This window comes from Roseburia intestinalis L1-82, from assembly GCF_900537995.1.
Taxonomy (GTDB): Bacteria; Bacillota; Clostridia; order Lachnospirales; family Lachnospiraceae; genus Roseburia; species Roseburia intestinalis.
The window spans coordinates 3,265,805-3,281,058 of sequence record NZ_LR027880.1; the positions used below are offsets into that span (position 1 = coordinate 3,265,805).

The 15,254-nt window shown below is 43.5% G+C and carries 17 protein-coding genes; 3 read left to right on the plus strand and 14 right to left on the minus strand.

The window, feature by feature from the left end; all coding sequences use genetic code 11:
• Window positions 1-7: 7 nt before the first annotated feature.
• The 5 genes from RIL182_RS15390 to mtaB all read right to left on the minus strand — a co-directional run bounded on the left by RIL182_RS15390 (window position 8) and on the right by mtaB (window position 4,157).
• The gene (locus tag RIL182_RS15390) at window positions 8-1,762 is read right to left on the minus strand and encodes a ribonuclease J (RefSeq protein ID WP_006857920.1); all 1,755 of its coding nucleotides are present in this window, start codon (window positions 1,760-1,762) and stop codon (window positions 8-10) included.
• Window positions 1,749-2,015 (minus strand): DUF1292 domain-containing protein, encoded by a 267-nt coding sequence (locus RIL182_RS15395; RefSeq protein ID WP_015559933.1) that lies wholly within the window; start codon window positions 2,013-2,015, stop codon window positions 1,749-1,751. Before RIL182_RS15395 ends, RIL182_RS15390 begins: the two co-directional genes overlap by 14 nt.
• Before the next feature lie 64 nt (window positions 2,016-2,079).
• A complete protein-coding gene (ruvX, locus tag RIL182_RS15400; protein WP_006857921.1) occupies window positions 2,080-2,514 on the minus strand; it encodes a Holliday junction resolvase RuvX in 435 nt (144 codons plus the stop codon).
• A gap of 7 nt (window positions 2,515-2,521) precedes the next feature.
• The gene (locus RIL182_RS15405) at window positions 2,522-2,785 is read right to left on the minus strand and encodes an IreB family regulatory phosphoprotein (RefSeq protein WP_015521299.1); all 264 of its coding nucleotides are present in this window, start codon (window positions 2,783-2,785) and stop codon (window positions 2,522-2,524) included.
• A gap of 64 nt (window positions 2,786-2,849) precedes the next feature.
• Window positions 2,850-4,157, minus strand: a complete 1,308-nt coding sequence (gene mtaB, locus RIL182_RS15410; RefSeq protein ID WP_006857922.1) for a tRNA (N(6)-L-threonylcarbamoyladenosine(37)-C(2))-methylthiotransferase MtaB — start codon at window positions 4,155-4,157, stop codon at window positions 2,850-2,852.
• Window positions 4,158-4,256: 99 nt separating this feature from the next.
• Between mtaB and RIL182_RS15415 the strand changes: the two genes are divergently transcribed.
• Window positions 4,257-4,487, plus strand: coding sequence for an HPr family phosphocarrier protein (locus RIL182_RS15415; RefSeq protein WP_006857923.1), 231 nt, complete (start codon window positions 4,257-4,259; stop codon window positions 4,485-4,487).
• 171 nt (window positions 4,488-4,658) lie between these two features.
• Here RIL182_RS15415 and thiI read toward each other — a convergent pair whose 3' ends face one another.
• The 4 genes from thiI to prmA form a co-directional block, all read right to left on the minus strand.
• Entirely contained in the window at window positions 4,659-5,840 is a 1,182-nt protein-coding gene (gene thiI, locus RIL182_RS15420; protein ID WP_006857924.1) for a tRNA uracil 4-sulfurtransferase ThiI, read from the minus strand.
• Window positions 5,841-5,865: 25 nt separating this feature from the next.
• The gene (locus RIL182_RS15425) at window positions 5,866-7,020 is read right to left on the minus strand and encodes a cysteine desulfurase family protein (RefSeq protein WP_006857925.1); all 1,155 of its coding nucleotides are present in this window, start codon (window positions 7,018-7,020) and stop codon (window positions 5,866-5,868) included.
• A gap of 166 nt (window positions 7,021-7,186) precedes the next feature.
• A complete protein-coding gene (locus tag RIL182_RS15430; protein WP_006857926.1) occupies window positions 7,187-7,942 on the minus strand; it encodes an RsmE family RNA methyltransferase in 756 nt (251 codons plus the stop codon).
• Window positions 7,943-7,983: 41 nt separating this feature from the next.
• A complete protein-coding gene (prmA, locus tag RIL182_RS15435) occupies window positions 7,984-8,967 on the minus strand; it encodes a 50S ribosomal protein L11 methyltransferase (RefSeq protein WP_006857927.1) in 984 nt (327 codons plus the stop codon).
• Between the two features lie 377 nt (window positions 8,968-9,344).
• Here prmA and RIL182_RS15440 point away from each other — a divergent pair, with 377 nt between their 5' ends.
• Window positions 9,345-9,524 (plus strand): hypothetical protein, encoded by a 180-nt coding sequence (locus tag RIL182_RS15440; RefSeq protein ID WP_006857928.1) that lies wholly within the window; start codon window positions 9,345-9,347, stop codon window positions 9,522-9,524.
• Window positions 9,525-9,576: 52 nt separating this feature from the next.
• On the opposite strand, the gene RIL182_RS15445 is transcribed toward RIL182_RS15440, so the two are convergent.
• From RIL182_RS15445 to RIL182_RS15455, 3 genes are all read right to left on the minus strand, one after another.
• Window positions 9,577-10,317 (minus strand): amino acid ABC transporter ATP-binding protein, encoded by a 741-nt coding sequence (locus tag RIL182_RS15445; protein WP_015559928.1) that lies wholly within the window; start codon window positions 10,315-10,317, stop codon window positions 9,577-9,579.
• Window positions 10,307-11,848 carry an ABC transporter substrate-binding protein/permease gene (locus RIL182_RS15450; protein ID WP_006857932.1) on the minus strand — a complete coding sequence of 514 codons (1,542 nt, stop codon included), beginning with the start codon at window positions 11,846-11,848 and terminating at the stop codon, window positions 10,307-10,309. Before RIL182_RS15450 ends, RIL182_RS15445 begins: the two co-directional genes overlap by 11 nt.
• Before the next feature lie 105 nt (window positions 11,849-11,953).
• Window positions 11,954-12,721 carry a 5'-methylthioadenosine/S-adenosylhomocysteine nucleosidase gene (locus RIL182_RS15455; RefSeq protein ID WP_006857933.1) on the minus strand — a complete coding sequence of 256 codons (768 nt, stop codon included), beginning with the start codon at window positions 12,719-12,721 and terminating at the stop codon, window positions 11,954-11,956.
• A 194-nt stretch (window positions 12,722-12,915) separates the two neighbouring features.
• On the opposite strand from RIL182_RS15455, the gene RIL182_RS15460 reads away from it, so the two are divergent.
• Window positions 12,916-13,395: an S-ribosylhomocysteine lyase gene (locus tag RIL182_RS15460; protein WP_006857934.1), complete on the plus strand. Its 480-nt coding sequence runs from the start codon at window positions 12,916-12,918 to the stop codon at window positions 13,393-13,395.
• 162 nt (window positions 13,396-13,557) lie between these two features.
• Here the strand turns inward: RIL182_RS15460 and RIL182_RS15465 are convergent, their stop codons facing one another.
• Together RIL182_RS15465 and thrH are read right to left on the minus strand one after the other, a co-directional pair.
• On the minus strand, window positions 13,558-14,400 hold the full coding sequence (locus tag RIL182_RS15465) for an alpha/beta hydrolase (protein ID WP_006857935.1): 843 nt from the start codon (window positions 14,398-14,400) through the stop codon (window positions 13,558-13,560).
• Between the two features lie 38 nt (window positions 14,401-14,438).
• On the minus strand, window positions 14,439-15,044 hold the full coding sequence (gene thrH / locus RIL182_RS15470; RefSeq protein ID WP_006857936.1) for a bifunctional phosphoserine phosphatase/homoserine phosphotransferase ThrH: 606 nt from the start codon (window positions 15,042-15,044) through the stop codon (window positions 14,439-14,441).
• Between the last annotated feature and the right edge of the window lie 210 nt (window positions 15,045-15,254).

Sequence of the window (15,254 nt, forward strand, 5' to 3'; positions counted from 1 at the left end):
GTCCTTCCTACACTTCCATAATGATCGGCATGATCATCGGTCTGCGCTTTGTCTCTTTCCACACGAAATCACCTAAAGAATCCTTGATCTCATTTTTGATCTTGCCCCAGTCGGTGATTCCTTTATCCATACAATACTGCATCTTATCTTCAAGCAGATGCTTTGCATCCTCCATCAGACTCTCTGCACCTCTGACATAGACAAATCCACGGGATACGATATCCGGACCCGCAAGCACCTGTCCGGAACCGCTCTCTAATGTCAGAACGACAATGATGATTCCATCTTCCGCAAGATGCTGTCTGTCGCGGAGTACGATGTTGCCGACATCACCGACACCGAGTCCGTCGACCATGATATCACCTACATGGACTCTTCCTGTCACTTCTGCTTTTTCGTCATCTAATTCAAGCACATCACCAGAGGTCAGGATAAAGATATTGTCCTTGTTGATGCCAAGTTCTTCTGCCACTCTCGCCTGTGCCAAAAGATGACGGTACTCTCCATGTACCGGAACGGCATACTTCGGTTTTACCAGGGAGTAGATCAGTTTGATCTCTTCCTGACAGGCATGACCGGATACATGTACGTCCTGGAAAATAACGTTTGCACCCTTCATGGAAAGCTCATTGATAATACCGGAAACTGCCTTTTCATTTCCCGGGATCGGGTTGGAACTGAGCACGATCGTATCGTTAGGTTTGATCGTAACTTTTTTATGCATGCCACATGCCATACGGGACAATGCCGCCATGGACTCTCCCTGGCTTCCGGTCGTGATCATAACCGTTTTCTCATCCGGATAATTTTTCAGTTCTTCAATATCGATCAGCGTATTGTCCGGAATATTAATGTAGCCAAGCTCCGACGCAATGCCGATGATATTCACCATACTGCGTCCTTCCACGACAACTTTCCTGCCGTATTTATAAGCTGTATTAATGATCTGCTGCACACGGTCTACGTTAGACGCAAATGTTGCAATGATGATCCTCGTATTCTTGTGATCTGCAAAGATCTCATCAAAGGTCTTGCCGACTGTCTTTTCTGACATGGTAAATCCCTTGCGCTCTGCGTTGGTACTGTCACATAACAGTGCAAGTACACCTTTTTTACCGATCTCACCAAAACGCTGTAAATCGATGGCATCTCCAAATACCGGTGTGTAATCCACCTTGAAGTCACCTGTGTGCACAACGATACCTGCCGGTGAATAAATGGCAAGCGCTGCTGCATCCTGAATACTGTGGTTCGTACGGATGAACTCCACGCGGAAACAGCCTAAATTGATATGCTGTCCGTATTTTACCACCTTGCGTTTCACTTTTGTCAGCATATTATGTTCTTTTAACTTATGTTCAATGATACCGATGGTAAGCTTTGTCGCATAAATCGGAACATTGATGTCCCTTAAGACATACGGAATCGCTCCGATATGATCCTCATGTCCGTGTGTAATGAAAAATCCCTTGACTTTATCAATATTATCTTTCAGATAAGTCACATCCGGAATGACAAGATCGATTCCATACATGTCATCTTCCGGGAAAGACAGACCACAATCCACAACAATAATGCTGTCCTCGTACTCAAAAGCTGTAATGTTCATTCCGATCTGCTCTAAGCCGCCAAGCGGAATGATCTTAAGTTTTGAAGTTTTTTCTTTTTTGTTCTCTTTTACACTGGTTCTCTTTTTTCGTTCCGGTCTCTCTGCTTTTTTTGAATCATTCTGGCTGATTCCTGCCTCCTTATTCTCTTTCATATTCAATGTCCGCATCCTCTATCAATTCTGAAAATATTTTACCTACTGCCGCAAGTTCCGTGTCGTCGTCTACCATCTCGCACACAACGTCATCGTCCTCTGTGGCGACCTCCTTCAAAATGTACGCATCACAGTCGCCATCTTCCTCTTCCGTGACAAAAAAATAACGCGTACCGTTTACCTGTGTCTCCTCCACAACAAAAAAATCAATACTCTCTTTTGTCTGTGGGTCCACAAATGTTACTTTTTCCATGTGCATCCTCCATGCATAACACAAAAACCGCATTCGAAAACCTGCGGCTTTTGTCAGAACCTGTTTACTTCTCTACGTGCATACTCCGATAATCCAGATATCCCTGCAAAATAAAGACTGCAGCAATCTCATCGACATATTTTTTGCGGTCTTCCCTGCGGATACCGGACTCCATCATGTGTTTATCTGCGGAAACGGTCGTCAGTCTCTCATCCCACAAAATAACTTCTAACCCTGTCCGTCTCTCTAACATCTCCTGAAACTCTTTTGTCTTTTCGCAACGCTCTCCCTCTGTGTTATTCATATTTTTCGGATAACCCAGAACAATACACTCCACCTGATATTCTGCGATAATCGCTTCGATCCTCGCCAAAGTCTGGCGCAGTTTATTAGGGGACTGGCGTCTTATGATCTCCAGTCCCTGCGCAGTTAATAAAAGCTCATCGCTGACTGCCACACCGACAGTCTTTGAGCCAAAATCCAAACCTAAAATCCGCATAAACTTCCTATTCCCAATGATTATTTTTGATATAAGCCTTTAAAACTTCTTCGACCAGTTCGTCACGTTCCACTTTCATGATCAGGCTTCTTGCATTATTATGACTGGTAATATATGTGGGATCTCCAGACATAATATATCCAACAATCTGATTCACTGGATTATAGCCTTTCTCGCTCAGTGCACGATACACAATCGTAAGCACGTCACCAACCTTTAACTCCGGCTCTTTCTCCACTCTGAAATATTGTGTATTATTGATATTCTGCATATTTTTCACGCCCTTATACCTGCTATAAAAAGCATTGCTAGTTTTTATTTTAATATAGTTTGTCCTAAAATTCAACCAAAAGATAAATATCGTCTTTTAATTTTCCTTTTATCTTTCCTGTCACGAACTGATTTGCCATGTTTTTTTCTGTTTCAAACGCCACTTTGACATACTCTTTTGTGTATCCGGTAAAATATGTTTTTCCATCCACCACAAGTTCTTCCTCTAACAGTGCCGTCTTTTCTTTTCCGACATAATAATTCCGGAATTCTTCAGACATTTTCTTTTCCAGTGACAGAAGAATATTGCTTCTCTCTGTCTTTTTCTGCTCCGGCACCTGATCCGGCATCACCGCCGCCTTCGTACCTTCACGCATCGAATATTTAAAAATGTGCATCTCATAAAAATGTATTTTTTTCAGATATTCTTCTGTAATTTTAAACTCTTCTTCCGTCTCTCCCGGAAAACCAACGATCACATCGGTCGTGATCGCAGGATGCGTAAAATATTTGCGCAGCAGATCACAGCCCGCCTCATATTCTGCCGTATCATATCTGCGGTTCATCCGCTTTAAGACACTGTCACAGCCACTCTGTAAGGACAGATGGAAATGCGGACAGATCTTTGTAAGCTCCGATAAACGTTTTGCGAAATCTTCCGTCACGATACGCGGTTCTAAACTTCCAAGACGGATACGCTCGATTCCTTCGATCTCATGTACATGTTCGATCAGGGAAAGTAAAGTTTCTCCGGTATCAACTCCATAAGAACTTAAATGGATTCCGGTTAACACCACTTCTTTATATCCGCTTTTTGCAAGCCCCTTTATCTCGTTTAATACATCTTCCATTTTGCGGCTTCTGACGCGTCCTCTTGCAAACGGAATGATGCAGTAACTGCAGAACTGGTTGCAGCCATCCTGCACCTTGATAAATGCACGCGTATGCTCTGCCGTTTTCTTTAAATGCAGTTCTTCATACTCCTGTTTTTCGTGATTGATATCAACAATCTGTGCCTGTTTTGTGTGTTCTTTTTCATACTCATTCAACAGTGTAACCAATTCATGCTTCTGGTTATTTCCGATCACGATATCAATACTTTCATCCACCAATGCCTGTGCCTCTTTTGTCTGCACATAACAGCCGGCTCCCACTACAATGGCATCCGGATTCATCTTTTTTGCACGGTGGAACATCTGTCTTGATTTACGGTCTGCCATATTGGTTACGGAACAGGTATTGATCACATATACGTCTGCAATTTCCGTAAAAGGAACAATCTCATAACCTGCATTTTCAAGGATCTGCTGCATAGCTTCCGTCTCATATGCATTTACTTTACACCCCAGATTGTGCAGTGCTGCTTTTTTCATTTTTTACCTCCATAATATCTATTTACTTGTTGACTTTTCCACGGAAAACCATTACTATAAAGATAACTTTAACAGCTAATTTTAAGGAGGTTTTTCATCATGAAAACAGTACAGATTTCTTTAAATTCTATCGACAAAGTGAAATCATTTGTCAATGCGATCACACAGTATGAGTATGATTTCGATTTAATCTCCGGTAGATACGTTATCGACGCAAAATCCATCATGGGTATCTTCAGCTTAGACTTATCCAAACCGATCGATTTAGCAATCCATGCTGAAGCTAATGTTGATGAGATTATGGAAACATTAAAACCATACTTAATCTAATCACAGATCAGATGTCATACCATTTACGGTGTCACATAGATGGAACATAAACCACAGGTTATATACCTGTGGTTTTTTGTTGTCCTTTTATTGTGGTGCCCTGATCAAAAGATGTATCGAAAAATAAACTGCCTGCATTTCTGACACATCTTTCGCCCCGGAACCCGTTTTCTACGCTTCGATATGGATCACTTCGACCGTATCAATCGCTTTCTGCATCAATTCATCGATCTTCTCAGAAAGTTTCTTCTCATCATTATGAATCACATTCAGGCTCGGTTTTGTGACCGGATGTTTTGCAACGAAAATGGTACAGCAGTCCTCAAACGGAAGGATCGATGTCTCATATGCATCGATCTTCTCAGAGATCTCAACAATCTCCTGCTTGTCAAAACCAATTAACGGACGGTATACCGGCATCGTGCAGACCTCATTTGTCGCTGCAAGCGACTGCATAGTCTGGCTTGCCACCTGACCGATACTTTCTCCTGTGATCAGACCCAGACATTTATTTTCTTTTGCAAAATGCTCTGCTAACTTCATCATATAACGGCGCATAATGATCGTTAACTCCTCATGCGGACACTGCTCGTAGATATAAAGCTGGATATCCGTAAAGTTGACAACATGCAAGTTGATCGGTCCGGAATATTTTGCAACGATCTTTGCAAGATCCACAACCTTCTGTTTTGCACGCTCTGAGGTATAAGGCGGTGCATGGAAATAAGTCGCATCGATCGTCACGCCGCGTTTCGCGATCATATAACCTGCAACCGGGCTGTCAATTCCACCGGAAAGCAGTAACATTGCCTTTCCGTTTGTGCCGACCGGCATACCGCCCGGTCCCGGAATAACCGTTGAATATACATTGATCTGATTACGGATCTCCACGTTGATCACAACTTCCGGTTTGTGCACATCCACGCGTGTCTCAGGGAATGCATTTAAAATGCGCTCTCCAAGCTGTGCATTGATCTCCATGGACTCAAGCGGATAATTTTTGCGCGCTCTTCTCGCATTTACCTTGAAGGTAAAATGCTTGTCCGGATAAGCCTCATCAATATGATGGATCACTTCTTCTGCTAATTTGTCAAATCCCTCGTCCTCTAAAATAACAACCGGACAGATTCCGACGATACCAAATACACATTTTAATGCTTCTACCGCCTCGTCGTAATCATATTCGCCATCCATCTCGATATAGATTCTTCCCTGCTCCTTGCGGATGCGGAAAGTTCCGTCTACTTTCTTTAACGCATGATTCATCTGGCTGACTAATGCATCCTCAAACAGATAACGGTTTTTTCCTTTGATTGCAATTTCTGCATATTTTATCAAAAATGCTTTGTACATATTTTTTCCCTTTCTATCTTTACGATCAATGTCTGGTAAATTTCCTGCGGAACGGAATGATTTCTTTTAACTGTTCGATCGCATAATCAATTTCCGCTTCCGTTGTATTGACACAGAAGCTGAAACGGATCGTTCCCTCTAAATCCGCTTTTTTCAGTCCGATTCCCTGCAGGGTTTTACTCGGTGCCGGTTTATTTGATGAGCAGGCACTTCCCGCGGAGACATAAATTTCTTTTTCCTCAAGTGAATGCAGCATGACTTCGCTCCGCACGCCCTGGATCGTGACGCTTACAATCTGCGGTGCAGAATCCTCACCGGTCTTTCCGTTAATCGTCACACCCTCGATCTTTGTCACTTCCTCAATAAAGTGCTTTTTCAACGCATACATATGTGCAATCTTTTCATCAAAATTCTCGTAGATCTCCATGGCAGCCTCTCCAAGTGCCGCTGCTCCAGGAACATTCTCTGTGCCGGAGCGCATGCCTTTCTGCTGTCCGCCGCCGTAAATAATCGGTTTAATCTTTGTTTTGTCTTTGATATATAAAAATCCGGTTCCCTTTGGCGCATGAATTTTGTGACCGCTGACCGAGAGCAGATCAATCCCAAGTTTTTTCGGACAGATACGGTATTTTCCATATGCCTGAATCGCATCCACATGGATGATCGTATTCGGATTCTTTTCTTTTACGATTTTTGCAGCCTCTGCAATCGGTTCTACCGCACCGATCTCATTATTGACCATCATCATGGATACAAGGATCGTGTCCTCACAGACTGCATCGCGCAGTTCATCCAGTGAGATCTGTCCGTTTTCGTCTACCGTAAGATAAGTCACACGAAAACCCTGTTCTTCTAAATATGCCAGCGGTGAAAGCACCGATGCATGCTCGATCGATGTTGTGATAATATGGTTTCCCGCGCGTTTATTTGCAAGCGCCGTTCCAATCAGTGCCATATTATTTGATTCTGTACCACCTGAGGTAAAAAGGATTTCTTTTTCATCCGCTTTTAGTGTTTTTGCAATCCGCTCTTTTGCCTCTTTGATATAACGTTCCGCCACAACTCCCATTGTATGAAGTGACGAAGGATTTCCATAATCCTCCATCAACACTTTTACCATCAGATCTTTCGCACGTTCACTGCAGCGTGTCGTTGCTGAATTATCCAGATATGCCTGCATTTTGTTACTCCTGTTCTGCACATTTTTCTCTGTGTGCACAAAACTTTATATATGTTGCATTTTAATCTTCATTTCTGCGCTATCTCTTCGCACTGTTTTCATTCTGTGTATGTCCGCGCCCATCAATTTTGAAACAAATTCATTCGGCCGCTAAATCACAGTCAGGCTAATTTGATTTTTCCAGGCACGACGTTTCGATATGATACATCAGGATCGCAAGTGTCGTAAATCCTGCCGTCTCGGTGCGAAGGATACGGCTGCCAAGTGAGATCAGTTTCATCTCACCTTTTACCGCTTCGATTTCTTCCGGTGCAAAACCGCCCTCCGGTCCGATAAAAATACCGATGGACTCTCCCGGTCTGACCGCCTCTACCGCCTCTCTCGTTGCCGCCATGCCGCGCTCATTTTCATAGGGAACCAGCTTTTGGTCAAGTTTCATTGCATATGCCACAGCTTCTTTATAGCTCACAGGTTCTGAAACTTTTGGGATCAGACTGCGCTTTGACTGTTTTGCTGCACTCTCCGCAATGCCTTGCCAGCGTGCTGTCTTTGCCGCCGCCTTTTTTGCATCCAGTTTCACCACACAGTTTTTCATTGCAACCGGGATGATCTCATACACACCAAGTTCGACCGCCTTTTGGATGATCAGTTCCATCTTGTCATTTTTCGGCAGTCCCTGAAACAGATAGATCCGGTTCGGCAGTTCGGTTCCGGTCTCGTCTTTTTCTAAAATCGACGCGCGCACAAAGGAATCCTCGATTTCTGCAATTTCACAGAAATAATTTTCCCTTGCCGGTCCGCTGATGCGGATCTTTTCTCCCGGCTTCATGCGCAGTACATTTTTGATATGATTGACATCACTGCCCTCGATCATCACAGAATCTTTCCCGATCTGTCCGCTCTCCACAAAAAACTGATACATTTTTCTAATGCCTTTCTGTTCGTTGCTGCTGATTACGCTGCTTATCTCTTCTGTGCGGTGATATTGACCCACTCACCCTGATGATTGATCTCAACCACGGTAAGACCTGCTTTTTCAATCGCTTCTTTCACCTGATCTTCCTTGAAATCAATGATACCTGAAGTGATAAAGTAACCGCCTTTTTTCAGGCGCGCCGGAATGACCGGAGCCATTGGAATAATGACATCTGCAAGAATATTTGCAACAACAATATCATACTCCTCTGTACCGACTTTCTCCTGCAGTTCTACGTCGTCGATCAGGTTGCCGACATAAAATATTCCAAGTCTGCTGTCTAAATGGTTAACCTCAAAATTCTCATGTGTCGAAGTCATGCAATCCGGGTCAAGGTCAGTTCCAACCACCTCGGATGCACCAAGTTTTAATGCCACGATGGAAAGAATTCCACTTCCGCAGCCGACATCTAATACTTTCGGTGTTTTATTCTCCGGTGTATATTCCGCATTACCACGGATATATTTTAAAAGCTGGCAGATACACAGCTGCGTTGTTTCATGTTTTCCGGTTCCAAAAGAAACACCAGGATCGATCTCAATTAAGAATTTGTCCTTATCTTCCTCTTTTAATTCTTCCCAGGTTGGTTTGATCAAAATATCCTCAATGTAAAATGAGCTGAAAAACTTTTTCCAGTTGTTGATCCAGTCAAGGTCTTCCGTCTGGTCAGAGGTGATGACGCCGCTTCCGACATCCACGATCTTGCGGAGATCTTCAAGTGCGATTTTGACCTGTTTTAATAATTCCGTGTAGTCCTCTCCATTATCCTCCAAATAAAAGCTGACGTGACTCACACCGTCATCCGGTGGAAGTTCCGGCAGAAAGTCGATGAACATATCCGCCTGGTCTTCCTTGGAAAGCGGAATATTGTCTTCAATCTCCACTCCCTCGATCCCTAAATCTGCCAGCATGGCACTCATGTAATCTTCCGCTGCAGTTGTCGTTTCTATTGTATATTTATTCCACTTCATACAAATTCTCCATTTCTGTGCTGCTTCTCCATGGTTACTATTCAGACACAAGCCTGATATCTGCTGTCAGGCTGTGTGCCATAGAGTATATTTCCGTTTACACATAGCTATTTGGTATGATAACACAAAATCGGGGATTTGGCAAAATAAACGTATTTTTTCTTTTGGGGATGGGGATACTGTGGGGTGTTAGGAAAAAGAGGATCAGTAGTTTGTGGCAGTAGCGGTCCGGGGGTGGTAAATCGCGCAAAGCTGAGAATGGTTTTTCTTATTTTCGTACAACGGAAACAAAACCAGAATCAGCTTTGCGCAATTTACCACTCACTACCCCCATACACCTTTTGACTCATAACCCCAAAAAAAGGAGGAAACACGCAATGCACTTCGAAAAAGACGATATCCCACCAGGATTTGGAATGCTGTTAGGACGAAACGAAAATGCGATGAAATGTTTTTCCGGAATGACAGACACGGAGAAAGAAGATGTGATCAGACAGGCTCAGGCTGCAAGATCTACCGACGATATTGCTCAAATCATAGAATGCACGCTCCGCTAATGCCCTGTAAAAGTAAAACAACCGGCAGGGATACCCCAGCCGGTCTATTGGATTACAATACTTTGGATAAAAATTCCTGCAGTCGCGGACTCTTCGGATTTGAAAAGATCTCCTGTGGAGTGTTCTCCTCCTGGATAACACCATCATTGATGAACATGACACGGTTTGCAACCTCGCGGGCAAATCCCATCTCATGTGTGACGACTACCATGGTCATGCCGTCTGCCGCAAGTTCTTTCATAACGTTAAGTACCTCGCCGACCATCTCCGGATCGAGTGCAGATGTCGGTTCATCGAATAAAATGATGTCCGGGTTCATGGCAAGGGAACGCACGATGGCAATACGCTGTTTCTGTCCACCGGAAAGCTGCGCCGGGTAGGCATCTGCTTTGTCGGCGAGTCCGATGCGTGCTAAGAGGTCTTCCGCCTTTTTCGCAGCTTCCTCTTTGGTCATTTTTCCGAGTTTGACCGGAGCCAGCATAATATTTTCACGGATAGTCATATTCGGGAACAGATTAAACTGCTGAAATACCATTCCGATTTTTTCACGGACATGATTGATATCCACGGATGCGTCTGTCATGTCTGTGCCCTCGAACAATACATGACCACTTGTCGGAACCTCAAGCAGATTTAGAGAACGCAGGAAAGTTGATTTTCCGCAGCCGGATGGACCGATCAGTGCCAGAACATCTCCTTTTTTGATGGTTGTGGAGATACCTTTTAATACTTCGTGATCTCCATAGGATTTATGCAGATCATTTACCTCAAGAATGACTGTATTATCGCTCATTGCTTCTTAACTTCCTTTCTAACAGATTTACCACTTTGCTCAGTCCCATTACCATGATAAGGTAAATCAGGGCAACTGCGATCAGCGGCATAAATGCCTCATAAGTTACACTTCGTATGATATCTCCACCTTTGGTCAGATCCATAAGGCCGATGTAGCCACTGATGGACGTCTCTTTTAAAAGACTGATAAACTCATTGCAGAGTGCCGGCAGGATATTTTTTACCGCCTGCGGCAGGATGATCGACATCATGGTCTGCTTGTAATTAAGACCCAGGCTTCGTCCGGCTTCAAACTGTCCGATATCCACTGCCATGATTCCGGAACGTACGATCTCAGCAACGTATGCTGCAGAGTTTAAACCGAATGCAATGACTGCCACAACAATTTTTCCGGTGTCAATACTCTGGAAAATAACATAATAAATGATCAAAAGCTGGATCATGACAGGTGTTCCGCGCACAATGGTCAGATAAAGCTTACAGAGTGCATTTAAGATAGTCAGCCCACCGTTTCTGTCATGGTTGGTACGGACGATTGCGATCAGAAATCCAAATACAACACCGACTAACAATGCCAGCACTGTAATCAAAAGTGTATTTCCAAGACCTTTTAACAAGTACACATAGCGGCTGTCTTTTACAAAGTTGTCATAAAATTTCTCACCAAGTCCCACTTTTTCAGAAGTTACCGTATCATCTTTTACAATGATAACCTGTTTTGATGTCGTATAAGTATCCGTAAAATTAACATTCTTTTTCCGCTCTTCTGTCACGGTAAAGCCGGCAGCTCCGATATCAACTTTGCCTGTTGAGATTGCCGGAATAATCGAGTCAAACGCCATATCCTCGATCTTTAATTCCATACCAAGTTCATCACTGACAGCACGCATGATATCCATATCGATTCCCACGATCTGTCCATCTTCATAGCTCTCATATGGTGGAAACTCTGCATTTGTTCCAACCGTCAGAGTTCCATTTTCATGGCTGACATCTTTAGATTCATACGGAAACTTTCCAATCTCATCCTCAGTGCCGATATAATTTTTCTGAATATCTGCGATCGTACCATCTGCTTCTAATTTTTCCAGAGCACTGTTGACCTTATCTAAAAGCTCTGTATTACTTTTTGCAATTACAAATGCATATTCCTCAAGGGTAAATTCTTCATCTAAGATACGGATTCCTGTGTTCTGCTCTACGAACTTAATCGCAGGCTGCTCATCAATGACAACGCAGTCAATCTTTCCCTGTTTTAATGCCTGGATCGCATCCGCACCTTTGTTGTAACGCTCCACCACGGTGCCGGAGCCATCGCTCTCGTAATCACTGACATAAATATCTCCTGTAGTACCAAGCTGGACACCGATTCTTTTTCCCGGCAGATCATCTGCAGAATTCACGGTTTCAGATGTACTTTCCGTGCTCTGTGCCTCATCTGCTGCCATCACTTCATAGCCTGCTGCACCGATCAGTATGGTACAGAATAAAAGCATGGCTGCAAGTAAACGTTTACCTGTTTTCTTCATGGTCTTTTTCTCCTCGTTTTCGTGTATAAATATTCATTTTTCTGAGTAGGTAGTATAGCACACTTTTTTGTCAAAAGAAAGTATTGCCGTATATTTGCTGTATTCCTACATATATTCTCTCATCTGGTCTATCAGTGATAACATGAATTTCTGTCCGTCGATTCCGACCGCTTCATCAAACTTTTCTCCATTTACGATAGAATTTGACAGGATCCGCACGCCAAGAAACGGTACTCCATAAGAAAGGCAAAGCTGGGCTGCCGCCGCCGACTCCATATCTTCCACGGCTGTATGATACCGCTCTCTTAAAAGTGCAATCCGGTCAAGCTGGTTGTTCCACTCATCCCCGGAACCAATCACCCCACGGCCGGTATGATATTTCGTTTTTACCTGCTCCGCCGCTTTCAGCAGTTTTCCGTCACACGGATACTCTGTCACTTTTTTTGTCTTTCCCGTTTCGCGGTAAAAAATTTCCACCGGAAGCAGTGAAAAACTTTTTCCATCAATTCCCGCTCCCTCCTCAGAAAATGCATATGCGATTGATCCCATCGGAACGACCTTTTCTCCAAGCACGATGTCCCCTCTGTGAAATTTTTTATCGTGGCCTCCGCCGATTCCCTGATTGATCACCGCCCATGGCTTAAAGTATGCCAGTGCAAGGCTTGTCGCTGCCGCAGCATTGACCATTCCCTGAAATGTCTTTGAAATGATGACAGGCTCTCTTTTTGCACCGAGAAATCCCGTGTGAAACTTCCAGTTTCCAATCGTGACGCACTCATATTCCTCTAAATGTTCTATGAAATATGCCGTCTCTGTATCCATGGCTCCCTGGATCAGAAGAGATGGCTGTTTTGTAAAATCATAATTGCCCATCGTATTTATTTTCTCCCTTTTTCCTGTTTAATTTTTCTTGACGAACTATAATATCTGTTTTATGGTAGTTTCATAATACATTGTCCGCCGCAAAAAAAGCAATAGAAAGAGGATAAAAATTACTTTTACTGCTGCACATTTCCGGTCAGGTCATTACTGTAACAATATTTTAAACGCAAACATGGAGGAATCTTATGGAAAAAATAGCAAGTTTTACGATTGATCATATTAAATTAGAACCTGGTGTCTATGTATCAAGAAAAGATACCGTCGGCTCCGAAGTCATCACTACATTCGATCTGCGCATGACTTCCCCAAACGATGAACCGGTTATGAATACCGCAGAAGTACACACGATCGAGCATCTTGGTGCCACATTTTTAAGAAATCATCCTCTTTATAAGGATAAAACGATCTATTTCGGACCGATGGGATGCCGCACCGGATTTTATCTGCTGCTCGCAGGCAATTACACATCCAAAGATATCGTAGGGCTCATCATAGAAATGTTTGAATTTATCCGCGATTTTCATGACGAAGTACCTGGTGCCTCTCCAAAGGACTGCGGTAACTACTTAGATATGAACCTTGGCATGGCAAATTATCTTGCCAGCCGTTATTTAGAGAACACACTGTATGACATTGATGATGCACATCTTGTTTATCCAGCTTAATAAATTTCGCCAGACCTTGTGAATAATATCGAGGCGGTAATTTATAGACGCAAATGGGTTGAAAATGGCATATAGCAAACAATTTTCTGCTATATGCCCATTTTTTCAGACAGTAAAATTCTCCATTTTTCCATCTTTGAAGAATCTGCTGCTGTTTTCTTTTTATAATTTTGTTTTAAAAAAAGTTATGATTTCCTGCCAGATCTCTTCCTGGAAGAAACGGATATCCGCATGGTCTGCGTCCTCGATCTCTAAAAGTGTGACATCACTGCCCTCTTTTTCAAGTTCATCATGTAGTTCCACTCCCTGTGTAAATGGTACCGTCTTATCACATTTTCCATGGATAATAAAAAATGGCGGAGCATCTTTGGTCACAAAGCTGACCGGGCAGCATGCAAGCGCCTCCCTGGGATTGCGCATCGCATTTTTTCCCATCAGCAATGACTCTGGGGATGCTGCACACTGTTCCTCGTTTTCGTATAGAAAACCTCTGAAGTCTGTCGGAGGATACCATGGGCACGCTGCCTGCACTTTGCTGGAATAAGAAAGATATTCTCCCACCTCATATGCCGGATCATCGCATAATGCCGCCATACAGGTTAAATATCCCCCCGCTGATTCTCCCATCACCCCAATATGTGCTTCGTCGATGTGATACCTTGCGGCGTGCGCACGCAGATAGCGGATCGCCGCTTTTACATCACAGAGCTGTGCCGGAAATTTTGCTTCATTGCTGGTCCGGTACTGTACGGATGCCACCACAAAACCTGCTCTCGCAAGTTCGCTCAGATATGCCAGATGTGCAGACTTGTCAATGCTCAGCCATGCACCGCCACAGATCCAGACAATACAGGGATAATCGTGTGCCGTATCTTCCGGATAAATCAAATCCATACGAAGATCCTGCGTGGTGTGTCCGAACCATGCATCTGTCTGTGCAAATGTGATGTTTGTAATCACGGAATACTGCGGTGCAGCCGGTTTCACATGAATTGTTCTTTTCATACAAATTCTCCTCTCCAATGCTGTTTTTTATCGCTTCTCTAATCCACCATTGCTTTCCTTATCGCACTGAGCAGTTCCTCATAGGTCTCATATGCCGGAATATCCGGATAATCCGCCTTGATCTTATCGGTGGAACGGAATAAAAATCCTGCCTTACTCGCCTGGATCATTCCAAGATCGTTATAGGAATCTCCACTTGCGATCGTGTCAAATCCGATCGACTGCAGTGCTTTTACTGTTGTTAATTTTGACTGTTCCACACGCATCTTAAAGCCTGTGATCTCACCATTTTCTGCAACTTCCAAAGAATTACAGAATAACGTCGGCCAGCCTAATTTCTCCATCAAAGGAGATGCAAACTGGGTAAAGGTATCACTGATTAAGATCACCTGTGTGAAAGAGCGGAGTTCGTCTAAAAACTCTTTCGCACCCGGCAGCGGATCGATCGTTCTGATAACGTCCTGGATCTCTTTTAAACCGAGTCCATGTTCTTTTAAAACTCCAAGTCTCCATTTCATCAGTTTATCATAATCCGGCTCATCACGGGTCGTTTTCTTTAATTCCGGAATTCCGCTTGCCTCTGCAAATGCGATCCAGATCTCCGGTACTAATACTCCCTCTACATCCAAACATGTAATATACATAAAACTCCTTTCCTGCGCCCTCAATACGCATATCAGGTCTGTAAATACAGCTCCTGTTTTCTGCTTTTACTTTCGTTTTGTATCACTTTACTTCGTTATACTAACATATTATTTTCCACGATGCAATTCCTGTTTTCCACTGTCAGAAACAACAGAATGCCCCACATTACCGGAGCGACTGGTAAGGAGTGAACAGTAACTGCCCCACGC